The organism is Paraburkholderia humisilvae, assembly GCF_902859855.1.
GTDB lineage: Bacteria > Pseudomonadota > Gammaproteobacteria > Burkholderiales > Burkholderiaceae > Paraburkholderia > Paraburkholderia humisilvae.
The window spans coordinates 45163-69964 of sequence record NZ_CADIKH010000037.1; the positions used below are offsets into that span (position 1 = coordinate 45163).

The 24802-nt window shown below is 64.2% G+C and carries 21 protein-coding genes; 4 read left to right on the forward strand and 17 right to left on the reverse strand.

Annotated features, from left to right (window positions below):
• Window positions 1–2: 2 nt before the first annotated feature.
• Window positions 3–176 (reverse strand): hypothetical protein, encoded by a 174-nt coding sequence (locus tag HV796_RS29010; RefSeq protein ID WP_175230343.1) that lies wholly within the window; start codon window positions 174–176, stop codon window positions 3–5.
• Window positions 177–240: 64 nt separating this feature from the next.
• On the opposite strand from HV796_RS29010, the gene HV796_RS29015 reads away from it, so the two are divergent.
• Complete coding sequence (locus tag HV796_RS29015; protein WP_175230346.1) at window positions 241–588, forward strand: hypothetical protein; 348 nt, start codon at window positions 241–243, stop codon at window positions 586–588.
• On the opposite strand, the gene HV796_RS29020 is transcribed toward HV796_RS29015, so the two are convergent.
• From HV796_RS29020 to HV796_RS29075, 13 genes are all read right to left on the reverse strand, one after another.
• On the reverse strand, window positions 574–1926 hold the full coding sequence (locus tag HV796_RS29020; protein WP_175230349.1) for a glycosyltransferase: 1353 nt from the start codon (window positions 1924–1926) through the stop codon (window positions 574–576). The two genes, HV796_RS29015 and HV796_RS29020, sit on opposite strands and share 15 nt — an antisense overlap.
• Entirely contained in the window at window positions 1923–3056 is a 1134-nt protein-coding gene (locus HV796_RS29025; protein ID WP_175230352.1) for a glycosyltransferase, read from the reverse strand. Before HV796_RS29025 ends, HV796_RS29020 begins: the two co-directional genes overlap by 4 nt.
• Window positions 3053–3187 carry a hypothetical protein gene (locus HV796_RS45495; RefSeq protein ID WP_281369880.1) on the reverse strand — a complete coding sequence of 45 codons (135 nt, stop codon included), beginning with the start codon at window positions 3185–3187 and terminating at the stop codon, window positions 3053–3055. Before HV796_RS45495 ends, HV796_RS29025 begins: the two co-directional genes overlap by 4 nt.
• Window positions 3184–4377 carry a glycosyltransferase family protein gene (locus tag HV796_RS29030; RefSeq protein WP_175230354.1) on the reverse strand — a complete coding sequence of 398 codons (1194 nt, stop codon included), beginning with the start codon at window positions 4375–4377 and terminating at the stop codon, window positions 3184–3186. The genes HV796_RS45495 and HV796_RS29030 overlap by 4 nt, the downstream gene beginning before the upstream one ends.
• The gene (locus HV796_RS29035) at window positions 4374–5639 is read right to left on the reverse strand and encodes a hypothetical protein (RefSeq protein WP_175230358.1); all 1266 of its coding nucleotides are present in this window, start codon (window positions 5637–5639) and stop codon (window positions 4374–4376) included. The genes HV796_RS29030 and HV796_RS29035 overlap by 4 nt, the downstream gene beginning before the upstream one ends.
• Before the next feature lie 34 nt (window positions 5640–5673).
• Window positions 5674–6630 (reverse strand): glycosyltransferase family 2 protein, encoded by a 957-nt coding sequence (locus HV796_RS29040; protein WP_175230361.1) that lies wholly within the window; start codon window positions 6628–6630, stop codon window positions 5674–5676.
• Between the two features lie 17 nt (window positions 6631–6647).
• Window positions 6648–8090 (reverse strand): lipopolysaccharide biosynthesis protein, encoded by a 1443-nt coding sequence (locus tag HV796_RS29045; protein ID WP_175230364.1) that lies wholly within the window; start codon window positions 8088–8090, stop codon window positions 6648–6650.
• Window positions 8091–8097: 7 nt separating this feature from the next.
• On the reverse strand, window positions 8098–10068 hold the full coding sequence (locus HV796_RS29050; protein WP_175230367.1) for an acyltransferase family protein: 1971 nt from the start codon (window positions 10066–10068) through the stop codon (window positions 8098–8100).
• A gap of 82 nt (window positions 10069–10150) precedes the next feature.
• Window positions 10151–12244 (reverse strand): right-handed parallel beta-helix repeat-containing protein, encoded by a 2094-nt coding sequence (locus HV796_RS29055; RefSeq protein ID WP_175230370.1) that lies wholly within the window; start codon window positions 12242–12244, stop codon window positions 10151–10153.
• A gap of 2 nt (window positions 12245–12246) precedes the next feature.
• Window positions 12247–14535 (reverse strand): polysaccharide biosynthesis tyrosine autokinase, encoded by a 2289-nt coding sequence (locus HV796_RS29060; protein WP_175230373.1) that lies wholly within the window; start codon window positions 14533–14535, stop codon window positions 12247–12249.
• Between the two features lie 154 nt (window positions 14536–14689).
• On the reverse strand, window positions 14690–15949 hold the full coding sequence (locus tag HV796_RS29065; protein ID WP_175230377.1) for a polysaccharide biosynthesis/export family protein: 1260 nt from the start codon (window positions 15947–15949) through the stop codon (window positions 14690–14692).
• A 97-nt stretch (window positions 15950–16046) separates the two neighbouring features.
• The gene (locus HV796_RS29070) at window positions 16047–17048 is read right to left on the reverse strand and encodes a helix-turn-helix domain-containing protein (RefSeq protein ID WP_175230380.1); all 1002 of its coding nucleotides are present in this window, start codon (window positions 17046–17048) and stop codon (window positions 16047–16049) included.
• A gap of 61 nt (window positions 17049–17109) precedes the next feature.
• A complete protein-coding gene (locus HV796_RS29075) occupies window positions 17110–17523 on the reverse strand; it encodes a GFA family protein (protein ID WP_217478027.1) in 414 nt (137 codons plus the stop codon).
• Window positions 17524–17923: 400 nt separating this feature from the next.
• Here HV796_RS29075 and HV796_RS29080 point away from each other — a divergent pair, with 400 nt between their 5' ends.
• The 3 genes from HV796_RS29080 to HV796_RS29090 all read left to right on the forward strand — a co-directional run bounded on the left by HV796_RS29080 (window position 17924) and on the right by HV796_RS29090 (window position 20961).
• Window positions 17924–19204: a glycosyltransferase WbuB gene (locus tag HV796_RS29080; RefSeq protein WP_175230384.1), complete on the forward strand. Its 1281-nt coding sequence runs from the start codon at window positions 17924–17926 to the stop codon at window positions 19202–19204.
• A 110-nt stretch (window positions 19205–19314) separates the two neighbouring features.
• Window positions 19315–19791: a GDP-mannose mannosyl hydrolase gene (locus HV796_RS29085; protein WP_175230387.1), complete on the forward strand. Its 477-nt coding sequence runs from the start codon at window positions 19315–19317 to the stop codon at window positions 19789–19791.
• Window positions 19792–20229: 438 nt separating this feature from the next.
• Entirely contained in the window at window positions 20230–20961 is a 732-nt protein-coding gene (locus HV796_RS29090) for a hypothetical protein (RefSeq protein WP_175230390.1), read from the forward strand.
• A gap of 86 nt (window positions 20962–21047) precedes the next feature.
• Here the strand turns inward: HV796_RS29090 and HV796_RS29095 are convergent, their stop codons facing one another.
• Genes HV796_RS29095 through HV796_RS29105 form a run of 3 tightly spaced genes read right to left on the reverse strand, consistent with a single transcriptional unit; the run spans window position 21048 to window position 24434 of the window.
• A complete protein-coding gene (locus HV796_RS29095) occupies window positions 21048–21419 on the reverse strand; it encodes a hypothetical protein (protein ID WP_175230393.1) in 372 nt (123 codons plus the stop codon).
• Window positions 21406–22104, reverse strand: a complete 699-nt coding sequence (locus HV796_RS29100) for a lytic transglycosylase domain-containing protein (RefSeq protein WP_343053000.1) — start codon at window positions 22102–22104, stop codon at window positions 21406–21408. Before HV796_RS29100 ends, HV796_RS29095 begins: the two co-directional genes overlap by 14 nt.
• Window positions 22104–24434 (reverse strand): type IV secretory system conjugative DNA transfer family protein, encoded by a 2331-nt coding sequence (locus HV796_RS29105; protein WP_175230400.1) that lies wholly within the window; start codon window positions 24432–24434, stop codon window positions 22104–22106. The genes HV796_RS29100 and HV796_RS29105 overlap by 1 nt, the downstream gene beginning before the upstream one ends.
• Window positions 24435–24802 lie beyond the last annotated feature (368 nt).

Genomic DNA, 24802 nt, shown 5'->3' on the forward strand with positions numbered 1-24802 from the left:
ACTTATTGAGTATCGGTTGCGCCGAACTTGTAGTTGTCGGTCGGCGCAGCGGCGGCTCGCGATTTATAGATCGCATCGGTATTGCGTCCCGTGTCGTCCGCGCCGTAGTTGTAGTCATATAGGCTGTGTGTCGACGATGAGTTCGCCGTTGCTTCGCTGGCGGGCTTCAGCTTCAACCTCGGTCCCTTGCCGCTGGACGACCCCGTACGCGAACTCAACGAACCAGCGTGGCTGCCTGCCATGCCGCCGACGCTGCCCGAACTGCCCACACCGGATCCCGTCATCGAACTGCTGGAACTGTGCTGCCCGAATCCGCTCGAGGCACTTGAGCCGGATGAGCGGCCGAAACCACTGCCTGGCGACGACAGGCCCGTGCCGCTCGATGAACCGATACCCGGCGACGAGGACATACCAGCCATCCCGGTCATGCCGCTTTTGTGGCTTTGCCCGAAGCTCGAAGTCTGCGCGATCGCACTCGCCGGCACGAACGACGCCACCGTGGCCATCGCGCAAGCGAAACCGACACCCGATATCGCAGCCAGGGTGGCGCGTAAAGTCATCGCTTGCATAGGGTTAGCGCTTCCTTGAAGAGGACACGAGACTCACGCTGCCGACCAGCTGACGCGCGGCGGTCTCGATCCGGAAATGGCGCTGATAACAGGCCAGCGCGGTATCGCGCAGCGCTTCGCGCGAGGCGACCGTCGTGTCGAGCGCCCAGCGCCGCAGCGCGTCGGCCACGCTGTCACGCGTGTCGTCGCAGACCCAGCCGCCACCCGACGCTTCGATCTCGCGCCAGATGTTGACCTTGTTCGTGATGATCACCGGCGTACGCGAGGCCATCGCCTCGACGACCGCAATGCCGAAATTTTCCTGATGCGATGGCAACACGAACACCTCGGCCGTGCGTAATGCGCTCCACTTGAGCACGCCGCCGAGCATGCCGGTCCAGACGATGCGGTCAGCGATCCCGCGCGACGCGGCCATGCCCTTGAGTCGATCGACCAGCGCGGGTTCGCCGGGCCCTGCGATCACGAGGCACAGGTCGCGATCACGATCCGCGACATCCGCGAACGCATCGATCAGCAGGTCGCACCCTTTCTTCTCGTGGATGCGTGACAGGAATAGCCACACGCGCTTGTTGCGAACCTCGGGAAACGCGTCGCGAAACGCGTGCGCGGGGACCTCGTCATCGTCGGGCACCGAGTCGATGCCGAAGCCGTTGACCGCAAGCCGGTGCCGGTCATTGAGAAACGGCCGGCGCGCGAGCTCAAGCTCGGTCTCGCAGGTGAACAGCACCCGTTCGGCGCGATTGAACACCCATTGTTCGAGCAACGCCCAGTAGATGCGCTTCTTCAGGTGCTTTTTCGGGTAGGTGTGCTGGAACCACGGGTCGAGCATGCCGTGCGGGAACACGAACAGCGGCGTGCGCGAGCCGATCACGCCAAACCACGCGGCGACGCTGTGGAATTGCCAGATGCCGTGGACCACGAACGCATCGAAGCGCGCCCGATTCGCGCGCAGCCAGCGCACGAGCGGCAAACTCAGGCCATAGAAGCCGCGGCCCGGCCCGACCCGATGCACGGGCGCATCGACGCGGTCGAAAGCGGGGCCATCGGGTGCGTCGAGCGTCACGACTTCGCTTGCGCAGTCGAACGGCGTCATATGACGAACGAGCTGCACGACCGCTTCGGCGACACCGCCCATGCGCGGATCGAGCGACGGCAGGATATGCAGCACACGCAGCGGCCCGCGGTTCGTGGCTGATGCAGGCGCGAGCGGCGGCGCGGCAGACAGCGAGGGCACAGACAACGGCCCGTGTTGCAAGTGGCCATGCGTCAATGGCGGCGCCCCATATGGGCGGGCAGCGTCGGTGTCGCCCATTTCGCGCTGCCGGTCACGCGGGACCGGCGAATCGAGTGGATTCACAGATAGAACTCCTTGGGGCGCGGGGCACCACCGATCCGATGCCGGACGATCTGTTCGAAATACGAGGCGCCGGCGCGTGCGGTCAATCGTTCGCGCGCCCATTTCACGCGGATACGACGCGCGCGCTGCGACAGCGCCCCCCTGCGTTCAAGGTCATTGATCGCGGCGGTGATCGCGAGACTGTCGCCGGGCCGTACGACGCGGCCGTTGCGCGGATCGTCGAGCAGGATCGACGCGCCCGCGCAATGCGAGGCGACGACCGCCGCGCCCGCCATCAACGCTTCGCTGACGACCGCGCCCCAGCCGTCATCCTTGCTGATCGACGGCAGCACGAGTACATCGAAATCGAGCATGCGGCGCTGGACCTGTTCGATCGGCAGCACGCCGCAGAATTCGGTCTCGACACTGGACTCGCTGGCCTGCGCAACGAGCCGCTCGCGCAGGTCGCCGTCGCCGATCAGCGTGAGCCGCGCGCGACGCCCGAGCCCGCGCATCGCCGGTAGCAGGAACTGCACGCCTTTCTTTTCGATGAGCCGGCCGACGTACGCGATGCGCAATTGCGCGGCACGCGCGAGCGGCGCGTCGACCTCGGCCGGCGGCGGCAGAAAGTACGCGAACGGAAACACCCGCTCGCGCCGATAGCCGACCGAACGGAACCACGGCGGACCGTGCCGTCCGATCGCGAGCACGAACTGCACGCGGCGGCGCAGCGCGGCTTCAGTCATCCACGACTGAAGGTAGCGGACCGCGCCCGCGAAGCCCGCGTTGTCGCGCGGCTCCGACATGATCGCGAACGGGCGTCCCTCGCGCTGCACGATGGCGAGCGCGGTCGTCAGCGTACGGAACCAGCGAATCCCCGAGAACACGTGCAGGCAGCGGTCGCCGTCGCGTTGCACGAGCGCGGCGATCTCTTCGTCGGATGGCGCGACCACAGTCGGCGGCAACGCCGCGGCGCCATCGCCCCAGCCGAGCGCCTGACGTGCCTCGGGCACGCCTTCGTGCGCGACACAGCTGACGTCGACGTCAGGCCCGAAACGCTCGGCGACCGCGTTGATGAACGCCGACTTATGCGGCGACACGCACGGCTCCCAGAATACGATCCGCGAATAGAGGGGCGACGGCGCGTTCATATGAGCTCCCGCCTGATCGTCGCCGGCCAGAGGGCAAGCAGGAGGTCAACCGGATTGTCACCGGCCGGCCGGATCGCGACGAGCGCAAGGTTGGCAACAGGGTGGCGTTGCGCGCCGAGGATACGTTTCATCGTGTGCTGAGCTCCGGGGTGACGCCGAGAAATTCGACGAGACGCTGTCCGACCGACCGGCGGCTGCACTGCTCGACGATCCTGCGCTGCCCGGCGGCGGCGATCGGGGCATACCGCGCGGGATCGTCGGCGATCGCGGCAAACTGGTTCGCAAGCGTGGCCGCTTCCGCATCCGGCAGGATCACCGCGGTGTCGCGATCGAACAGCAGCGAGATATCGCTGATGTCGGTGGTTAGCACGAGCAGACCGTGGCTCGCGAGCTCGATGACCTTCGACGGGAATGTCGTCGCATTGAGTTCGCTGTCCGGCAATTTCAGTGAGAGACCGACATCGGTGCGCGCGAGGATCTGCTTGTACTCGTCGGGACCGGTGTCCTGACGCACGTCGAGTGTGAAGCCCGTCTGCGCGAGTTCGCGCGCAAGCGCCGCGAGCTGCTCGCCGCCGCCGAAACCGGTGACGACGAAGTGGGTGCGCGCGGCGAGCTCGGGGCGCGTGCGCGCGAGCGTGCGCAGGGCCGACGCGAACAGGTCGAGACCGGTGTCGGTGTTGATCGAGCCGCCGTACAGGAAGCTCACGCGTGTGCCGAATGCCGGGCGCCCGGGCCCGATGTCGGGCGACACGCCGTTGACCACGCACGCGTCGTCGATCTTCATCACGTCGGCAAGCGTGCGCGAGACAACGATCGCACGTGGGCTGCAGACACGCGACATCAGGCGCAGGCTGAAGCGGTTCATATAGCCGCGCAGGTTCTTTTCGTCGCTGCGTGGACCATCCTCGATATCCATCACGACCCTGTCGCGGCCGAGCCGCCAGCGCAGGAACGCCGCGACGGGCACGTATTCGGGAAAATAGTTATAGAACACCACGCCATCGCCGCGCCGGATGTGCCGCAACGCGAAGCCCAGATAGGCCAGCGCGGCGAACACGCGGTTCAGTCCGCGCACGCTGATCGCCGGCAGATACGCGCAGGCGAGCTGCTGGTCGCGGCAGACGAAACCGCCGAAATATCGCCGGCGCTCGCTCGCGGTGACGATCGGCGAGCTCACGATGAACGACGCTCTCGCCTGGCTGCGCACCCCGGCCGCCATGCCCATGACCTTGTTGGAGGCGGCATTGACCGGGAACCTCGTGCCATTGCTGCGGTTATAGCGGGACAGGACGACCGGCGCAAAGAAGAAGTGGCGGCTCATGAGTTCTGAACGGAAGGGTGGGACACGGCACGCCGGCCGCCGGCAGCGCGCACGCGCGGCACCGTCAGGCGGGTCAGCGTATGGAGATCCGTCGTCGCGCGAACGTGGCGCGCGAGGTGGATCGCGAAAATCGCCATCACGATCTTGTCGAAGTCGAACGGCGCGCCGTTCTGGCAAAACAGCAGCAGCAGGAACAGCGCGCAGATGCCGCCGCCCGCCGTGCGCAGGAGCATCCAGAGCACCGCGAAGCCGAGCCAGCCGAACGCGAACAGCACATTGAATGCGCCGTTCTGGAATGGCGCGTCCTCGAAGCGCTGGACCATGCCCTGGCGGATGAAGTATTCGAGCGACGTCGTTTCCGGCACACCGAACGGCGTCTGGAATAACACGTGGTTGAGCACCTCGAACGGCTGGAACACGCGCAGGCCCGCCGATACGTCGTTGCCCGACAGGATCCGCTCGATCCGGCTCGGCTCGGCCGCGAAGATCGGCAGTGCGAGCGTCGCCAGCCCGAGCGCGGCGAGGCAAAGCAGCACGTTCTTGTTGATGTAGCGGTGGTAGAACGCGAACATGATGACCAGGTTCGACAAGAGCCCGAACATCGTCTGGGCGATCACGCAGGCAACCACCGCCGCGACGTTCGCGACGAGCCGCGGGCGGCCGCGCAGCATATGCAGGCAGATGAAGTTCAGGAACAGGCTGATGCCTCCGAGATACGACGGCTCGGAGAAGCTCGCGGACGGGCGGATCGCGAAGTCATAGCCGTGTTCGCGCGCATGCTCGGCCCAGGCGGCGGCGAGCGAGACGTCATTGCTGTTGATGAAGAATTTGGTCGGTACGTAGAGCGCAATACCCTTGCGACCCGCGACAGCTTGCAGCAGCGCCGCGCAGGCCAGCGCGAGCAGCAGCAGCAACGGCCACCAGCCGTTGAACTTCGCGAAATCGTGGCGCGGCTGACCGTTCAGCCCCCACGCGAGCAGCAGCATGCCGACCGCGAGCCGCGCCTCGCGCGGCATATTGGGCATCTCGGGCAGGTACATCGTGTTCCAGAGCAGGCTGAGCGAGACGGCGATCACGATGATGCCGGTCGTCAGCGGCGTGATGCGCATGCGCATGTTCGACGCAAGCGCGACGAAAAGCAGCGCCGCGACCGACACGAAATAGCTGAGCCCGAACTGCATCGCGGGCACCAGCAGAATCAGCCCGTGCGCGAAAGGGTTCGCGCGGAAGTCCGCGATCATGCGCACGACGATGCGTTTCATCGCGAGTCTCCCGTTGCGCCACGCATGGCCGCGTTCATGCGGTGACCTCAACGGTCTCGACGTGCCGCATGCTGAGCAGCCGGCCATACAGCGCCTTGCCGCCGCGCGCGCCGAGCAGGCCGATCGCGAGCCAGAACGCGGTGCGCCGCGAACCGCGATCGGCGATCAGCGCGCGCACGAAATAGTCGAGCGCGGCGAGATAGTTCGAACTGAGCCGCGCCTTGCCGTTCGCGATCAGCGCGTCAACCCGGATGCGCCGCCGGAATGCCGCGAAGTCGGTGTGCGCGTTCATTTCGGCGCCCCACTTCTTTTCGATCGCGGCGAGGCCGGCCATGCGCCGCTGCAGGTTCACGCTCGTGCGGTCGCCGCCGTGCTGGATGAAGGTCACGAGCGCGTCGTCGACGTAGCCGAAATCGCCGAACGCGAGGCAGCGCAGCCACATGTCGAAATCCTGGAAGCTCGGCAACGTTTCGTCGAACAGGCCGGCGTCGACGAGCACGGCCTTCCTCACCAGCACAAGGCTCGTCGAGGTCGGGCACTCGCCGCCGAGCGCCTGCGTGCGCGTGAACACGGGCGCGCTCGGGCGGCAGCGTCGCGCGTGATTGAACTCGACGTCGACGTCGATGTAGTGGCACACCGCGCCGACATAAGGCGTGCGTCCGAGCAGCGCGACCTGCTCGCGGATCTTGCCGGGCATCCAGAGATCGTCGTCGTCGAGGAACGCGATGCACTCGCCGCGCGCGCGCAGAATGCCGGTGTTGCGCGCGCCGCACGCGCCTTTGCTACGCGCATTCGGGATGACGATCACGTTCTCGCCAAGGCCGGCGAGCGCGTCTCGGACCGCCTGCTGTTCGGCGGGCTCGGTGTTGTCGTCGACCACGATCACTTCGAGCGCTGGATAGTCCTGCGCGAGCACGGTTTCGACGGCGCGACGGACCATCTTCGCGCGGCGGTAGGTCGGGATGACCGCGGTCACCAAGGGCGAGTTCATCGATAAGTCCTCAAGGTTCAGGCAAAGCGCAGCGCACGGCGCAGCGCGAACATCTGTTCGGGGTTGAAACGGCTGACGTGCCAGAGGCCATAGGCGGCCCCGACGAGGCCCGGGACGATCAGGCGCGCGAGGGCCGGCCAGTCGAACGTGCCGATCGCGCGGCTCGCGAGCATCGCGACGAGGCAGACGCCCACGCCGAGCACGACTTGCCAGCGCAACGCGCGATAGAGCGCGCTGAACGGCATGTCAAGCAACCGCGCCGTCACGCCGAGGTGGATCGGCGCGCTCGCGAGCGTGGCGACGAGATAACCCGCGGCGACGCCCTGCACGCCGAAGCGCGCGCCGATCAGCCAGCATGCGATATGCAGCACCGCGACGCAGAAGTTGAGCATCAGCAGCAAATCGGTGCGGCCCTTGACCATGAACACCGCGGGCGCCGTGCTCAATACCGACTGCACGAAGCCGACCGGTGCGAGCCAGACCAGCAGCGTCGCGACGCTCGCCCATTTGGCGCCGAGCGCGACCGCGATAAACGGCTCGCGCAGCGCGACGAGGCCGCCCATCAGCGGCGCGGTGATCAGCGCGACGAACGACACGCTCTGCAGATAGCTCGCGCGCTGCTTGTCGGGCTCGGTCTGATTCGCGCTGAGCACCGGGTAGAGCGCCTTGGACGCGACGAACGCGATGCTCTGCAGCGGGTACAGCATGATCTTGAACGCGAGCGAGTAAGGACCCAGCGCGATCGCGCCGAGCACCTTGCCGACGATCATCGAGTCGGTGTTGCGGTTCAGGTAGAGCACAAGGTTCGACAGCGTGAGGTTCGACGAGAAGCCGAAGATGTTGCGCACTTCCTTGCCGTCCCAGCGTAACGTCGGGCGCCACGACGACGCGAGGTACATCTGCAGTGACGACATGCTCGAATGCACGAGCGCCTGCACGACGAGACTCGTGAGCCCGAGACCGAAACGCGCGGAGACGATCGCGGCGCACATGCCGCTCGTGTACGAGACGATGTCCGAGCGCGCGACCGTGCGGAACTGCGACGCGCGTTCAAGCAGCGCCTGATGCGCGGCGCCGAAGGCCATGATCGGGAAGGTCAGCGCGAGCCAGCAAAGCACGTGGCTTAACGAGGCGGCGTTGAACAGCCGTGCGAGCGGCACCGAGAACGCGACGATCACAAGCGCGATCGCCGAGCCCGCGCTGATGTTGACCCAGAATACCGAGTTCGCAAGCGTCGGCGACATGTCGCGGCTGCGGATCAGCGCGGGGCCCGTGCCCATGTCGCGCAGCAGGCCCGCGAAGTTGGTCACGATGGTCGCGAGCGCCATCACGCCGAAGTCGGCGGGACTCAGCAGATGCGACAGGATCGACAGGCCGACGAGCTGAACCACGCTCTTGGCGATCTGCGCGGTCGCGAGCCAGCGCGCGTTGCGTCCTACAGAGGGTTGCGGAGTGGACATGGTCGGATCAGCTCGCGTCGAAGAGTGGGCGGAACAGCGGCATCAGCCGGCGGCTGCCGCGTTCACTCAGATGGTCGCCGTCGATATACAGCGGAATCAGCGCCTGCGAGCCGTAGCAGCGGCCATCGCGGCACAGATACGGCAGCGGATCGAGGGTCTTGACACCGCAGCTCGCCGCGGCGTCTTCGATCGCCGCGCGCGCGACGGCGTTGCGCTTGTAGTAGTCCGTTTCGGCAATCGACACGTCTTCCGTAGGCTTGCCGAGGATCATCGACTTCGCGAGCGCGCTCGGCACATCCTCGTTCATCTCGGGGATCGGCAGCAGCACATAGACCGGTCGGCTCTTCGCGAGCCCGCAGAGGTCCTGGGTCAGGAAGCTCGCATAGCGCGTGCGGCGCGCGGTGGGGTCGCGCAGCGGCCGTTCGCCGTTGTAACCGATCAGGATGGTCGGGTCGGCGCTGTCGTTCTTGCCGTCGACATACGCGGAGAACCGCGCGACGACGACGACCGGCACGCTCGGCGGGAACTGCTTGAGCTCGTCGGCGACGCGCTTCGCGAAGAAGCGGCACGGCTCCTCGGTGTGCTTGCCGAACCGGCTCGCGCCGACGAACGGCGGGCAGCCTGAGGTGCCGTAGAACATCACGCTCTCATTGGCGGCCGCAGCCACCGGGACGACGCCGGGAATCACCGCGTTGCCGTGACTGTCGCCCCAGACGATCGCGCCGATCTTCGGCGATTCGCCGTATTTGCAGCCGATCTCGGCCGAGCCGCTGATCATGCGCTGCACGCTGTTGGTCAGGCATTCGGTGCGACGGGGATCGACATCGGTGCTCTCGGCGGAGACGAGTCTGATCTGGTTCGGCAGTCGCGCGGCCGCGCCGTTCATGTGGATCACGGCCGCGCAGGCGAGCACCACCGCGATCGGCGCGCTCGCCAGCGTGCCGAGTCCACGCAGGCCGAAACGGTCGCGAAGGCCCGAGGCACGGCGTTCGACAAGCTCGTACGAGATGAAGCCGAGCAGCACCGAGAGCGCGAGTCCGATCGTGATGACCTCCGGGTTGTGGCTCGGCAGGTCAAGGTAGTGGATCAGCACGGTCAGCGGCCAGTGCCACAGATAGATCGAATACGACCAGCGGCCAAGCAGTTGCAGCGGCATGAAGGTCGAGAACGCACTGTCGTTCGCGGCCGAGAGGATCACGAGCGCCGCGCCGAACACCGGCACGAGCGTCATGACGCCAGGCCAGTCGTACGCGTCGGTGAAGAACAGACCCGCGCCCATGATCGCGGCGAGACCGATTGCCTGGAGCGTCGCGGCGGTGCGCGCGCCCAACACGAAGCGCTCGGCATTGAGCATCACGAGACCGCCGACCACCATCTCCCAGGCGCGCGTCGGCAGCAGGAAGAAGTTGGCCTCAGGGTGGTTGCGCGCGATCACGGGGTCAAGCGCGAACGAGACGAGCCCGATCAATACGAGCAGCACCTGGTAGACGCCACGCTTGTTGCCGAACACGCGCGCACCGAGCATCAGGATGATCGGGTACACCATGTAGAACTGCCACTCGACCCCGAGCGACCACGTATGCAGCAGCCACTTGGCCTGCGAGGAGACGTCGAAATAGCCGGCTTCGCGCCAGAACACGAAGTTCGAGATGAAGGCGAGCGACGCGCCCGTGTGTTCGGCGAGCACTTTGTACGCATGCGGGTCGAGATAGAACCAGCCGAACACCATCAGCACGGCGCCGAGTGCCGCGAGCGCGGGCACGATCCGCGTGAAGCGCGCGACATAGAAGTCCCACAGGCTGAAACGCGCCTTGTCGAGCCGGCCGACGATGATCGCCGTCATCAGATAGCCCGAGATCACGAAAAACACGTCGACGCCGATAAAGCCGCCGTTAAAGCCCGGGGTCTGAAAGTGGAACAGCGCGACGAGCGCGACAGCCACTCCTCTTAAGGCATTGATGTCTTGTCTGAAGCGCATGATGTTGCGTGTCCCGTGTGAAGGCCCCTGGCGGACCCGTTGCCGGTGATGCGTGCTACCGCTATGTGCTGCGTCCTGCGTGCTACTCGTGACCTGCTGCCTGCTGCTTGCCGGTGCCCGTCACGGCGCTCGGACGGAACATCGGCAACGGGAATCCCTCGTGGAGCGCCGGCGAAGACGGTGCGATCCGGAGATCGGCGAACGTGCTGCGCTGCGCGTCGGGCATGACCTTGACGAAACTCACGTCACGCGCGCCGAACGCCGGCCCGACGTGGATATACGGTGTCGCGCGCATATCGATCGAGGTCGCCTCGCCGCCGATCACCGCATTGCGGCGCAGGACATTGCCCTTCGGCGCGCCGGGCGCGTCGTCGAGCAGCGTCGCGAGACTCGGGTAGTGCGTCGAGTAAGGCGGCTGGTTGTAGTGGACGAGCATGAGCTGGTGCCGCAGCTGCCCGTTCGGATCGTCTGCGAGGCCCTTCTGCCACGAGAGTCCGCGCGAATCGATATAGATCGCGGGCGTGCAGTTGACGAACAGGTTGTCCTCGACGAGGTTGTCGCGGCCACCGCCGATGAAGATCGCCTGGTTGACCTTCGAGAACACATTGCGTCGGATCGTCGCGCCGCCGCCCTGGTCGTCGAGATAGATGCCCATCGTCGCCTTCGGCTGGGCCGGGCTGCCGATGTCGTGCAGGAAGTTGCCTTCGATCAGCGTGCCGCGCGCGGTCCAGTCGCGGCCCGTATAGAGCGCGCCTGTGTCGCCGGTTTCCCGCGCGACGTGGTCGACTTCGTTGCCGCTGATCACGTGATCGTTGCCGTTGAACACGATCGCCGCGTGCGGGCCGTTGTAGATATGGTTGCGCTCGATCCGGTCGCCGACGCCCGAGAGGCTGATCGCGGGCCGGTACGCGCGCGTACGCAGCGCATAGTCGTGGATCACGCTGTCTTCGACCGAGACATTGCCCGCCCCGAGCGTCTGGCGGTTGCCCGCGAACACCACGAAGCCGCCTTCGCCCGTGTTCCACACGTTCATGAAGCGGTAGTGGCTGTTGCTCGCGGTCGACCAGACCGCGACGCTGCCGGCGTTGCGCACCGTCGCGTGATCGATCTCGACATTCATGCCGCCGTTGATCTCGATCGCGTTGCCGCGCGTGTCCTCGAAGCCGAGGTCGTGGATCGTCAGGTTCGAGGCGGTGGTCGCGACGAGCAGCTGGTTGCTGACTGACGCTTCGATATCGCCGTCATGCAGCGGCGCGGGCGGCCAGAAGTACACCGTCATCGACGCGCGGTCGAGATACCACTCGCCGGGCCGGTCGAGTTGCGACAGCGCGTTCTCGAACACCATGCGCTGGCCGGTCTTCATGCCGAACGTGGGTGCCGGCGCGGCAAGCGTGACGGTGCCCGAGGACGGATCGACCGCTTCGACGGGCAGCATCGTATCGGCCCAGTCGCGCGCCCAGTATCCCATCGCGCGCAGCTCGGGTTCGGCCTTGAGCGCATCGAGCGGCGCGCCCGCGACCGTGAAGCTTGTGCCCTTCTCGCCGCCGGGCAGCGAGGCGATCGTCGCGAAACCCTGGTTTGGCCAGCGCGCGAGCGTCTGCGGCTCGCCGCGATAGAACAGTTCGAGCGGTGCGGGGGTCACGCGGATGCCGAACCCCTGACGCTCGAACGTGCCCGCATCGTCGATGCCGCTGTCCGCGAGCTTCGCGACGAGTACGTGACCGCGCGCGGCGGCCGGCAGACGCGCGGCCGCTGCGTCGTTCGTGCCCGGCGCATGAAAACCGCGCACGATCCTCGCGCCCGACAGAATGGTGCGATTCGCGCCCGCGCCCGACAGGGTCACCGGCGTACCGCGCCAGCTCGGATCGATCTGCATTTGCAGCGGTTGCGCAAGCCGGTAGGTCCCCGCGCCGAGCACAATGTCGAGACGATCGACGTTGCCGTCCGCGAAGCGCGACTTGCTCGCGGCGAGCACGGCAACCGCCGCGCGCAGCCCGATGTCGCCATTCGCCTGGGTGGGCGCGGTCGCCGCGGTCGCCTGCGCATCAGCCGGCGTATCGGTCGCGGCGGCGCTGACATGAAGCGTCAGCGCGGTCGCGCAGGCCGGCAGCACGCACGCGCCGAGTCCGAACCAGCAGGCCACGCGACGTGCCGGGGTCGAGATGCGAAGGGTCATGGTCAGGCCTTCGAAGCTTGGGCGTGCGGGCCCGTATAGGTGTACATGCCGTACCCGTAGGTTTTGTCGCCGGGTCGCGGCTTCACGTCGTTGAGCACGAGCCCGTCGAGCGTGACACCGACGTGAGCGAGTCGCTTGGCCGATTCCTTGATCTGCGCGATGGTCGTCGACCCTTGGCGCACCACGAGGAACGCGGTGCCTGCGAGCTGACCTAGCGAACCCACGTCGGCGACCGCGAGCACCGGTGGGGTGTCGATCAGCACGACGTCGTACTGTCTCGCGACCTCGCTGACAAAGTGCGCAAAGCGCTTGCTCATCAGCATTTCCGACGGATTGCTTGGCGCAACGCCGCGCACGAGCACATCGAGACGCGGCAGCACCGCACGATGAACGAGTTCCTCAAACGGTTTATCGTGCGCGAGCAGATCAGCGAGACCCGGGCCTTCGCGCTGGCCGAAATGGCGATGCAGGTCGCCGTCGCGCATGTCGGCGTCGATCAGCAGCACGCGCTGCTGCGAGTTAGCGAGCACGGCTGCGAGATTGGCCGACGTGAACGACTTGCCGACCCCCGGAGTGGGCCCGGACATCAGCACGATATTGTTGCTCGCTTCGAGCAGCACGAACTGGAGCGCCGTGCGGAAGCTGCGCAGCGCCTCGATCGGCAGGCTGTCGCCGTCGAGATGCGCGAGCAGCGTGACCTTGCCGGCCTGCGACGGGGACCACGTGCGCCCGTCGCGCGCGCGCTGCAGTTTGCTGTGCGGCACACTCGCATAGACCGGCAGGCCGGTATCGCGCTCGATGTCGCGCGCATGCATGATGCCCTGCGCCAGTTGTCGACGGAACCACGCGAACAGGCAGCCTGCGAACAGACCCGCCATTGCGCCGAGCGCAACCACCACCTTGCGGTTCGGCTTGACGGGAGTTCCCGAGACGACGGCCGTATCGACGAGCCGCGCGTTGCCGGTCTTGCCCGCCCGCACGAGCCGCAGCTGCTCGGCGCTGTTGAGCAGACCCGTATACAGATCGGTGTTGACCTGCACGTCGCGCTGCAGGCGCAGCTCCGTCTGTTCGAGCTGGGGCAGCCGGCGCGTCTTCGTATCGATCTGGGCGAGCCGCTGTTTGAGCACTGCCTCCTGATTGAGAATCGCGATCACGGCCGGATGGTTATCGGTGAAACGTGCCGTCAGCTCGTTGCGCTTCTGTTCGAGATCGGCGAGCTTGTTCTGCGCGTCGACCGTCTGCTGAAGCACTGCCGTGCCTTCCTCGGTGAGGTCGATCATCGCGTTGTTGGTGCGGAACTGGTTGTATGCGCTTTCCGATTCCTCGAGCTGGTGCTTGAGTTGCGGCAACTGGACGTCGAGGAACGCGAGCGACTTCTCAGCCTCGGCGGACTTGCGCTCGATGTTCTGGGCAATGTACTGCTGGCCGATCTCCGTGAGCACCGCGCTCGTCTGATGCGCGTCGCGGCCCTGCATGCTCGCCTGGATCACATCCGAATCCTTGGTGGTCTGCGCGACGCGCATCGCCTTTTGCAGCGACTCGACGGCCGTGACTTCGGAGACGCGCGTGAGCACGAAGGTACCGCCGGGCTGCGCGTAAAGATCCGTGACGTTGGCCGTCAGCGGACCGTCGCCGGTCTGCACCGTGAGCGGCTGGCCAACGTGGCCGGTCACGCGGATGCCCGCGTGATCGTTCTCGATCGTGTACTGGCCGTTCGGACCCGCGATGAGCATGAACGGTTTGCCATAGAGCGTGGTCGGCGGATCGAAGGTCGCGACCGTCGCATGCTCCTGCGCCCAGACATAACCGCCGTGGCCGAAGAAGCCCGGCGTCGACAGGCCTTTCTGCAGGGTCGACCACCAGCGGCCGAACACCGGGAAGCGGCGCGGCTCGACGTCGATCGTGAGTCCCTGACTGCGCACTGCGGGCGTGAGCACGAGCCGCGACTGCAGGATCTCGATCTCGTCAGAGGCTTCCGACTTGATATCGAACCTCTGTGACACGCTCGACAGCGCATCGGTTGGCGAGTTCGGATTGTCCTCGACCTGGATCAGGATGTCCGACTGGTAGATCGGCGCGGCAAGCACCGCATAGCCGATCGCGATCGCCGTCGTGACGGCCGTGAGCCCCCCGATCAGCCAGCGGTATTCGTAGAGCGTATCGATGAACGCGCTCGCATCGACGGGGCCGGCCGTCGGCTCGACGGTCGGTACCGGATTGATGCTCGCGACCCTCAGGCTACGCGCTTCGTTACCGGGTTGCTTGTGCGACGGGTTAGGCGGTCGATCCACTGTACGGCTCCTGCTTCATGAGTTGCAACGTCTGGCGGAACGCGGGCTCGCTGGCGCCGCGCCCGAGGATTGCGACGATCATCGGGCTGCGGCACATGTTGCCGGCGGCGGGCACGAGGATCGTGCTCCTTGCTCGAGGTCGTCCATCAGGAAGTCAATTCCCATACGCGGTCCGGCTGAAGTACGCGGCTTCCGCGCTCGGCACCACGTTGTTGATCACACGGCTCCAGCGCACGACTGCCGACGTGTCGACGAACACGACGTCCTTCGCCTTCAGCTCGAAGTTTTCCGCGAGCGCGAGCGCGGTCGGATTCGATGCATCGAGATGGAAGACCTGATGCTTGTCGGCCGTGATGTTGCGCACGATGTAAACCTGCTTGGCGTCGCCCGTCTGCTGGCTCACGCCGCCCGCATCGCCGAGCGCTTCGTTGAGCGAGAGCTCGCCGTTGCGCAGAAACAGCGTAGTGGGACGCGTGACTTCGCCCATCAGGAACACTTTGCTGTCCTCGCGTGCGAACACGCGGACGATGTCGTTGTTCTGCAGCATCACCCGGGACGGATTGATGCCCATGTCGACCATCTCTGGGATGTTGACGATCACCGACTTGCCGTTGCGAATCACCGCGATGTTCGCGCGGTCGCCGAGCTGGGTGAAGCCGCCCGCGCGATTGATCGCCTCGGTCAGCGTCATCGGCACGTCGTTGAAGATCTGCAGTCCCGGCGAACGCACTTCGCCATCCATATAGACGCGCTTGCTCCGGTACGACTGCACGCGCAGCGTGACCTGCGGGGTGCGCACGAATTTCCCGAGTTCCGCAGCGAGAACGTCGCGCGCCTGCATCTCGGTGAGTCCGCCGACGTGAACCGCTCCCGCGTAGGCGAACTGGATCATGCCGTTCGAATCGACGGTGTAGCCCGTCGACACCGAAGCCGAACCCGTGAAGTCGATCCCGACGGTCTGTACGTTTGTGGTCGGGAGGTTCAGCTCGGGGTGGTCCCAGACCTCGATGTTGAGCACGTCGCCCGGGCCGATCGCATAGGGCAAGGGCGGCGCGAACAGGTTCTGCACATCCTGCGGGATGTGGGTCGGCTCGGCGAGCCGCTCGGCCTTGATCAGCTCGGGCGTGATCTCGGTCAGAGCGCCAGGTGGCGGCCGGTCGTCGCCGGCCGCGCCCGGGGCCGCAGTGTGTTCCGCGCCGGGCACACCCGTCACGCTCGTGCCGTAGCGGTCCTGATCGAAACTGCTGTAATGCTGGCCCGGGTCGACCCCACAGGCGCCGAGCGTTAGCAGCAGCGATAACGCGCCGCCGAGCCCGAGCGCGTGCAGAACGCGCGAGGTGCGCCGCGGCTGGCGCGGCAACGCGTGAACCGGCGGGGACGCCGGTTCAGAAACGGTATGTCTGATCTGATTCATCTATCTCGTAGCCGAACGACTGAACACGCGCAGAGGGAATCTGCGGAATGAGCCACCTGTCGGGGAGTCAACGACCGCTCAGGATGCAGCGAGGGGCCTAGCGATTCTGTAACCGGTATTCGGTTGGCGAGACGAATAACCGCTTGCGGAAAATCTTTGCAAGCCGGTCGCCGTTGGCGATGCCGATGCGGCGTGCGATCTTGTCGACCGGCAGGTCGGTTTCGATCAACAGGCGGCACACCATGTCGAGACGCGCACGCAACAGATACTCGGACGGCGTGATGCCGATCTCGTCCTTGAAGCGGCGCAGATAGTTGCGTTCGCTCATCGCCGCGACCTGCGCGGCATCGGCGACCGTGATCGATCGCTCACAGTTGTCCTTGAGCCAGCGCGCGGAGGTGCGGACCTTGTCCTGCACGCTCGTCACGCCCGCTTCGGACAGCAGCAGCGCGAGCTTGGCGCCGGCGCCCGGCAGGAGCTGTTCACCGACTTCGCGCGCGATGTCGTGACCGAGGTCGTACTTGACGAGCATTAGCGCGCTCGCCATCGACGAAAAGCAATCCTCGTCGTTGTCGGCTTCGCCACGACCACCCAAGCCGGGTCGGTCGAATCCGGCGATCAGACCCGACGAAGCAAAGCTCGAGCGCGACGCCGACATGCCGCGGAACGATCCGTCGGGGTAGCCGAAGCGCATCCGGCCCAGCAACGTTTCGTCAAGCGATGCATCGTGCGCGCCCTTGCCGCCGTCGACGAACAGCGCGTCGAATTTCTGGTACTGGCGCGCGTCGAAGCGCTCGGTCCAGAGACGCACCGACGACGAGCACGGCACGCCGCCGCCGGCGAACGACAACATCTTGATCGTATAGATCGAGTTCACTGTGCTCCCCGCGACGCCCAGCTGGTTCGCCTTGTTGAATACCTCGGCGACGATGCTGGCGCGCAGCAGCGAAAAGCCCTCGAATAGAACGATACCGATCTGGCGAGCCGGGCACCGCCTCCCCGTGCCCGACTCGAGGCTATGTGCGGAACTCGGCTCCTCATCTCTTACGAGACGGCAAACGATACTCTCTGACTGTTCAAGCTGTGCAACATACGGCATGTCGTTTCCTCAGAAACGTTTCCCCGGAATGTCGTCATTTTTTTTGGTAGGTTGCGCTGCTTCATATCTGGCGGATTTGCCTTTGCACGCCATCGGACGGATCAAGCGCCTTTAACTGTCCATTGCTCGCACCGTCGTAGGGCACGGATGTCAACTTTGCAGGATCGATGTTGTCGATGCAGCGAGCGTTGATCGCGACCATCTCGGCGCCATCCGGCATCTCGGTGTAGAAGAACGTTTCGACACCGCAGACCGCGCAGACCTGGTATTTGATCGCCTGTTTGTGAAACAGATATTTCCGTGTACCACCTTCGCCGGCAGTCAGCTGAAAATGTTCGGGTTGCACGAACCAAAATATCAGGCCGCGTTTCCTGCAGTTCGAGCAGTTGCACGCGATCGTCTGGTCCAGATCGAGATCTACGGTGAAGCGTACGGCGCCACAATGACAACCGCCCGCGTAGAGTTGCTGTGCCACTTCTCTCTCCCTCACTTGCGCCAACGCGCTTCGGGTCATCGGCCACGCGGTGACCGGCGGATGTCGCAGCAACCTTGAGCTCCACGGTTCTACAAGAACAAACAGGGCGCCTGGTTCGCGACGCGCATCGCATGCTGCCGTGCAAACCTCGCCGCGTTACGCGACGCCGGACTTACGCGTCGCTTAAGAAGTTCTAAGCACGCGCAGTATCGGGAATACTCAATTCCAAACGCAACGGGACCACGAACTTGCGCGCGCAATTCCGAAACTAACACGTGCTCATGCAAGAAGCTTAGCGATTGGCGGCACACGGCGATATCCTGGCGGGTCGCGTTGATGTGGCGCGGGCAAGATGCCGTTCACACGAAATGCGTCTTGCGTCGACACATCGCGAGGTTCGATGAAGATACTTGTTTATGGCATCAACTACGCGCCGGAACTGACAGGAATAGGCCGCTACACCGCCGACATGGCCAAGTCGCTCGTTGCCGCCGGCCACGATGTGCGTGTGGTTTGCGCGCCGCCCTACTATCCCGCGTGGCAGGTTGCGCCGGGTTACTCGTCGAGACGCTACGCAAAGGAACGCAGTGAAGGTGTGCACATCTGGCGCGCCCCGCTCTGGGTGCCGACCCGGCCCAAGGGCGCGCGCCGCCTCGTGCATCTCGCGAGCTTCGCGCTCTCGAGCTTTCCCGTCCTGTTGCGCCATGTCTTCTGGCGGCCGCATGCCGTGCTCAGTATCGCGCCAAGCCTGCTCAACGCGCCGACCGGCTGGCTTGTCGCACGCTTGAGCGGTGCGCATGCATGGCTGCACGTGCAAGACTATGAAGTCGATGCGGCGTTCAAGCTCGGCATGCTCAAGGGCGACTGGCGCAAGCGCATGGCGCTCTCCATTGAACGAACGCTGCTGCGTCGGTTCGACACGGTTTCGACGATCTCCGCGAAGATGATCGAACATGCGTTGCGCAAAGGCGTGTCACGCAACAAGGTGGTGCATTTCGCGAACTGGGTCGATACGTCGGCGATTCATCCGCTCGACTCGCAGGCCGTTGCGAGGGTCCCACTCAGGGGTGAACTCAACATTCCCGCTGACGCGACCGTCGTGCTCTACTCCGGCAATATGGGCGCCAAGCAGGGACTCGAGGTGCTCGCGACGGCTGCGGCCTCGCTCGCCGGGCGCCGCGATCTCGTCTTCGTGTTTTGCGGACAAGGTCCGGCCAAAGACGGCTTGACCGCCGTGTGCGGCCATCTGCCGAACACCCGCTTCATCCCGTTGCAGCCGATGGACAAGCTCAACGAACTGCTCAATCTCGCCGACATCCACGTGCTGCCGCAGCGCGCCGACGCGGCCGACCTCGTGATGCCGTCCAAGCTGACCGGCATGCTCGCGAGCGGCCGTCCCGTGATCGCAATGGCTCACGAAGGCACCGAACTGTTCAACACGGTTGCGCCGCGTGGCGTCGTCGTGCCTCCCGAAGCGCTTGAACCGCTCGTCGCCGCGATCGATGCGCTCGCGGCCGACCCGGTGCGGCGCGCACACCTCGGCCGTGCGGGCCGCGACTATGCGCTCGCCGCGCTCTCGCGCGAAAGCGTGCTCGGCGAGTTCGAGACGACCTTGCGCGCGCGCTGCGCCGATATCGAACCGGCGGGTGGCGCGCTCGGGTTGCGTCAGCGCGACCTCTGATTCACTCGGGTTCCCACCACGGCGAAGACCCCATCGTGCGCGTCGAGGATACGTACGGACGGTCGTGACAAGACGGGGGACGGGCGATGCCCCCCAACAAGGAGCCCCTCATGGCAAAACTCGGCAATACGGAATTTTTGAGCATCGTCTCGAGCACACCGCTGATCGCGCTGGACCTGATTCTTCATGACGAGCAGGGCCACTATCTGCTCGGGCGGCGCGTGAATCGGCCCGCGCAAGGTGCATGGTTCGTCCCCGGCGGCCGCGTACGCAAGGACGAACGTCTCGACGACGCGTTCACACGCCTTGCGCGCGAAGAACTGGGCCTCCATGGCCTCGATCGGTCCGAGGCCGAACTGATTGGCGTCTATGAGCACTTCTACGACGACAACTTCAGCGGCAAGGATGGCATATCAACGCACTACGTCGTGCTCGGCTATCGCTTCCGCTTGTCCCAGCGCCTGCCTGACCTGCCGCTCGATCAGCATTCGGATTACCGCTGGGCGAGCGCCGAGGATATCGCGTTCGATGAATCGGTTCATGAGAACAGCCGCGCGTACTTCGTGACGGAAAGAGTGACCGAATAAAAGCGGCGGAGGCGCCTAAGTGCCCTCCTTGTTCTGCTACTCCCGCAGCTGGGTTGTCGACTCATGAAATGTGACTCGAAGCTTATCAATCTATTTGCCATTTTGTCCGCAAGAAATTTCGCCACGGGACACGATGCGCTGCGAGGTGGCGGATGGGGGAGATATTTTGTCTATTTGGCGATCGGTCGCATGACGTAAGGTGGCAATAACACTTGCCGACTGGTTACTGACAGATTTTGCTTTGCCCATCGCTCTTCTCTCTCTACCGAAACCCGACGCCCGTCCGGCTCCCCGCGTGCTCTGCGAACCCGACCCGCCCGCCATGCGGGCGTATCTGTGCGTCTTCCGCACGCGGTGCGCATCGTGCTCCGGCCACGCGGCGACTTTCGTTCGTGCCCGCCGCGCGTCGTAGAGTGGTCCTTCGTGGAGTATCCCGCGATGCTTGAGGACGACACCGATATCGTGCCGCCGGGCGTCCGCCTGTTCGAGGGCGTGGTGCCGCGCACCCTGCTCGAACAGATCAATGCGACCATCGACGAGACGCGCGACACCTGGCGTCCCGCCGACGGCCGGCGCGCGACGCAGACGACCGCGCGCGTCGTCGAATTGCTCAGGCAGCATGGCGAGTTCCTGCGCATCGAGCAGCAGGTGCGCGCCACCCAACAACGGTGGGCTGCACAGAAGGGGCTGAAGATCGATGGCGAACCGCTTTACGTATTGCGTTGCATAAACCGGACGCTGCCCGCTCAGAGCCATCTGCGGCATTACGATTCGCATATCCTCACGCTGCTGATTCCGCTACGGTCGGCGCACGACGCCGAGGAGAACGGCGATCTGATCGTCTACCGTCAGCCACGTCACCAGCTGTCAGCGGTGACCAACGTGCTGGCCAAGGCCTGGCTAATCGCGCTGCGCCGCCTGCCGCTCGCGATGCGTCGCGCACAGACCCACCGCGATCTCTCGCTGCAACGCTGCGATCGGGTCGCGTGCGTGCCGGGCAATGTCTACGCGTTCAACGGCTTCGTCACGCGGCATGCGAATCTTCACGTCGAGCAAGGCGAACGCCGGACGTTGATCGTGCATTACTACGACCCAGGCATGACCGCAGGACTCCGGCTCTTGCCGCGCCTCTGGCGCTCCCTGCGCGACCGGCTGCTCGACGTGCGGTGAAGGGAACGATACGGTGTGACGCGCACGTTGGGCCGAAGTCAGTGTTGTGAGCAGTTTGACCTGCGCCGCGTGTGGCCCGCGGCATTTCACTCGTCGGGCTTCGCGACAGGATAGGCGTGGCCGACATGCGCGCGAACAACGCGGCATTGCGTCACCAGTAGCGTCACCAGACTCGTCTTCTCCGAAAGCCAGACCTTGCCGCTGACTCGCAGCACGCCGGGCCCGCTTGGAAGACGAACGCGTGCCGCGTCAAACGCAACATTCACCCGCGCATCGTGCGTCTCCAATACGCCGAAAACACGGTCGCCCGCCGCACTCGTCACACCTGGCCGAAAGTAACCCTCGACGTCGTGCATCACGGGCAAGCGCTTGCCGACGCGCCGTAACGCCGCAAGCAGCGTCGACGGACGCCGCTCGTACATCGCAGGATCGCTCCGTGGCGGATCAGTGAAATTCAACGTCCAGCTCCGAGAATTTCGCCGCCAGCAAGCGACTTGTGCGCCTCGACTCGCCATCGGCGCGTGCTGATCGGCGCGACGACCCACCACGGTTAGCGGGCAATGCGCGCAACGCAGTTGTTTTCAGCTCGGGCACCGTCGCGCCGGCGTTCGTCACGACACGTTGTACATATCCGTTAGAGAAACCGGACTCGAAATTCCCCGTGTTGTACGCGGAGATCGCCGCGAGCAACGCGGTTTGCTGATCGTTGTATTGCCTCAAAGCATTGAGGTAAAAGTCCGTAAGAATTTGTCCGCCGGCTCTTAGATTCACGCACGGATCGAGCAACTGCTCCACCGTAAGGCCGAGACGAGGCAGGTTCTGACTGCTGATCTGGGTCAACCCGATATCCACCAGATGCCCACTGTCGATCAGGGATTTTGCAATGTCCGCCGCCTCTTGCGGTGAACTCGGATAGAAGCTGCGAACCATCGACTTACGAGCCGACCACGGCAGATTTCGCGGGCCGCTGTCGGCAAGCACGTACGCATGGCCGCTCGATTCGGTGCGCACGATCGCGCTCAACGTCGTTGGATGCACGCCCGGCGCGCATTGCGCCATCAAGGTTGCAAGGTCCTGCGCATGAACGGCTTCCCATGTCAGAAGCAGCCCGACCGCAGTGGATAACCGTCGGATCAGCATCATCACGCAACGACTCCTTTCTTACCTGTATATTTGATCGTCACCTCTTCGCCGATCTTGACTACCCGATCCAGCTTCGATTTTCGATGCACCGATACCTGCGCGCGGTCGTGCAACCTCTGGAGCACGATGTAGTGGCTCGTCTCAAGCAGTACGCGCCCTGTATAACGCGCGTCCGGCGATATACGCTCGATCGTCGGTTCGACCCGCGCTCCCTCTTTCTCTTCCAGTTCGTGGAAGAAGTCTCGTGTCTTCCGCCGAGCGACACGTTCGTGCACCGAGATGTCCCTGAAAAAGCCCGTCTGCGAGAAGTGCTTGTAAGAAGACGAATCGTCGACCAGGAAGTGGACCTCGAACGCTTCGTCGATGTCGAATTCCCCCATGTCGCCCGCTGGCCTTGCAACGAACCTGAGATCCTCGGTCGTCAATGGCCGATCGACGACCGCACCGTGGCTATCGACCAGTGCGAATGCAAATTCCTGGACGACCTCCCGCTCCACGTGCTCCTGTTTGACGACAACACGCACCGGCGGAAACTCCCGGTAAACGTTGACGGTAACGGCCAACTCGTTGCCTTTCGCCGGACGCTCGCAATGCACCATGAACCATTCCCCAACCACCTTCCCGCGCTCGCCGGCATAGGTCATCGCAACACGGCTCGGACTGGAAATCTTCGCGCGCTTCTGAAACTCCGGCATTTCAAAGTACTTCAGCTTCTTGCCACGAATAGGCGGATGCCCGGTGTTGAAAACGAGAATTTCGTCGCGCGGCAACCGCATCACTTCGTCCTTGGTGAGGAGATTGCGCTCCACGTGTTCTTCCGACAGGCTCATTTGCCCAAGCATCGCACTCATTCGATTCCCCGAATAAGACACGTTCTGTCGCTTCACCGTGGTCACGCCGGTACGCTCCGAGATGTCGTCGGCCGACTGCAAAGTGTTCGGCGCATACGCGATACGCAATTGGCAACCTGCCGAAATCGTCTCATTGTCGCCATACACTTCCTTCAACTGGATCGGATCCTGCACGAAGAGAAACGCGGTAATGCCGTAGCCGGCGAGATAGCCTAGTCCGTCCTGCAACTGATCGAGCTTGCGCAGAGAGGGCAACTCATCGATCAGAAGCAGCAGCCGATGCAGATAATCCTTGACGCTGCGGCCGTCTTCGAACTCCATGCTCGAAGTCAGCCGGCGCAGAAGGAAAGTGATGAATAGCCGAATCAGCGGGCGCAGCCGCTCCTTGTCGGACGGAGGCACGACAAGGTAAAAGCTGACCGGCTTCGGGTGATTCATCAGGTCCGACACGCTGAAGTCGGACCTCGCCGTGTTCCGCGCGACGATCGGCTCCGTAAACAGGCTCAGCTTCGTCTTTGCCGTCGACAGCACACTGTTGCGCTCCTTCTCCTCCCTGTTCAGCATGGCTCGAGCGGAAATGGCGACCTGCGGATGCGTCTTCGTGGGATGTCCTGCGGAATCCCTCCATCCGATGCTGCCGTCCGTATCATGCTCGGCCTGCAACATTCGCAGGAACATCTGTTCGGGGTCTTCGAAACTGGGATCGGCCATGTACGTCGACACGCCTGTCAAAGATTTGTCGCGTTCATAGTATTTGACGTGAAGAATGAGGCCAGTCAGGAACTCGTATGAGGTGCTCACCCAGTGGTCGTCCATGCCTTGGCCATCCGGGTCGGCAATGGCTTGCGCGAGATTCTGCGCATCCATCACGTCGTATTCCGTAAACGTGCGGATTTCATCGAGCGCGTTCCAGCAGGCGGCCACGTTATATCGGCTCTTGCCGTCAATGCTTTTCTGATCGAGTGCGGTCGGGTCGAAGCGAATGACGAGCGTGCCGGCCGTATGGCGAAAACCGCTCGTCAGTTCGAAGTTCTCGCCCTTGATGTCGTTTGTCGCTGTGCTTTCGGGATAAGACAACAGCGTGGTGATGACCGGCCCGACACCTTTACCGCTGCGGCTCGGCGCTTCGCAAAGTACGTGCGCAGGGTCGCTATAACGCATCACCTGACGGCCCGACGACGTATCGAACAGGCCCACGTAGAGGCCCGTCGCCTTGTAACGTTTCAGCCTGCGCCGCCAAACGGGCCCTTCCCAGCGTTCGTACGAAAGAAGCCCCATCTTCTGCACATCGCGTTCCGTTGCCCAGTGCGCGGAGCCGTGCAACTCGTCATGCGACTCGGTTTTCAGGCTGCGCCGGTAATAGAGTGTAAAGCCCGCGGCGATGCTTGCGACGATGCCGCCGCAAACGATCCAAAGCATTCTGCTCACATAGGTGCCAAGCAGGCCCTTTGCGCCAATCCACTCGAACGCCCATTGCATGCAGGAAAACGGCTGGTAGATCCGGATTCGGCTTCCAAACTGGAAAGCCGCATCACCTAACCCTTCTTGATAATGCACGGCCGCCGCGAAATACTGCGTCGCGCACGACGACGACAGGATCACACCCACGCAAAAAAGAAAGATGATCCGGCCGCCGAAGCGAACCGACTGATTCCGCTGCCCCGCCACTCGCATAGCAAACCCGATTATGATTTAGATATAGCAGAATGGAATGCTACATCAAAACCGGCATACCAACTATTGAGTTTCCCATAAAACATGACAACCGATTCGATGCTGGCGCGTTATATCTCTAACGGATTGAATGGAGATACGCGCCATGGCAAAGAAGCCGTTGGACGAGGCAA

What these genes read in the sequence shown, in the direction of transcription:
- HV796_RS29070 (WP_175230380.1), bottom strand. Translation starts at nt 17,048, where the DNA reads ATGCCGTATGTTGCACAGCTTGAACAGTCAGAGAGTATCGTTTGCCGT.
- HV796_RS29035 (WP_175230358.1), bottom strand. Translation starts at nt 5,639, where the DNA reads ATGAAACGCATCGTCGTGCGCATGATCGCGGACTTCCGCGCGAACCCT.
- HV796_RS29050 (WP_175230367.1), bottom strand. Translation starts at nt 10,068, where the DNA reads ATGCGCTTCAGACAAGACATCAATGCCTTAAGAGGAGTGGCTGTCGCG.
- HV796_RS29100 (WP_343053000.1), bottom strand. Translation starts at nt 22,104, where the DNA reads ATGATGCTGATCCGACGGTTATCCACTGCGGTCGGGCTGCTTCTGACA.
- HV796_RS29080 (WP_175230384.1), top strand. Translation starts at nt 17,924, where the DNA reads ATGAAGATACTTGTTTATGGCATCAACTACGCGCCGGAACTGACAGGA.
- HV796_RS29085 (WP_175230387.1), top strand. Translation starts at nt 19,315, where the DNA reads ATGGCAAAACTCGGCAATACGGAATTTTTGAGCATCGTCTCGAGCACA.
- HV796_RS29040 (WP_175230361.1), bottom strand. Translation starts at nt 6,630, where the DNA reads ATGAACTCGCCCTTGGTGACCGCGGTCATCCCGACCTACCGCCGCGCG.
- HV796_RS29015 (WP_175230346.1), top strand. Translation starts at nt 241, where the DNA reads ATGCCGCCGACGCTGCCCGAACTGCCCACACCGGATCCCGTCATCGAA.
- HV796_RS29065 (WP_175230377.1), bottom strand. Translation starts at nt 15,949, where the DNA reads ATGAATCAGATCAGACATACCGTTTCTGAACCGGCGTCCCCGCCGGTT.
- HV796_RS45495 (WP_281369880.1), bottom strand. Translation starts at nt 3,187, where the DNA reads ATGAAACGTATCCTCGGCGCGCAACGCCACCCTGTTGCCAACCTTGCG.
- HV796_RS29055 (WP_175230370.1), bottom strand. Translation starts at nt 12,244, where the DNA reads ATGACCCTTCGCATCTCGACCCCGGCACGTCGCGTGGCCTGCTGGTTC.
- HV796_RS29030 (WP_175230354.1), bottom strand. Translation starts at nt 4,377, where the DNA reads ATGAGCCGCCACTTCTTCTTTGCGCCGGTCGTCCTGTCCCGCTATAAC.
- HV796_RS29090 (WP_175230390.1), top strand. Translation starts at nt 20,230, where the DNA reads ATGCTTGAGGACGACACCGATATCGTGCCGCCGGGCGTCCGCCTGTTC.
- HV796_RS29045 (WP_175230364.1), bottom strand. Translation starts at nt 8,090, where the DNA reads ATGTCCACTCCGCAACCCTCTGTAGGACGCAACGCGCGCTGGCTCGCG.
- HV796_RS29105 (WP_175230400.1), bottom strand. Translation starts at nt 24,434, where the DNA reads ATGCAATGGGCGTTCGAGTGGATTGGCGCAAAGGGCCTGCTTGGCACC.
- HV796_RS29025 (WP_175230352.1), bottom strand. Translation starts at nt 3,056, where the DNA reads ATGAACGCGCCGTCGCCCCTCTATTCGCGGATCGTATTCTGGGAGCCG.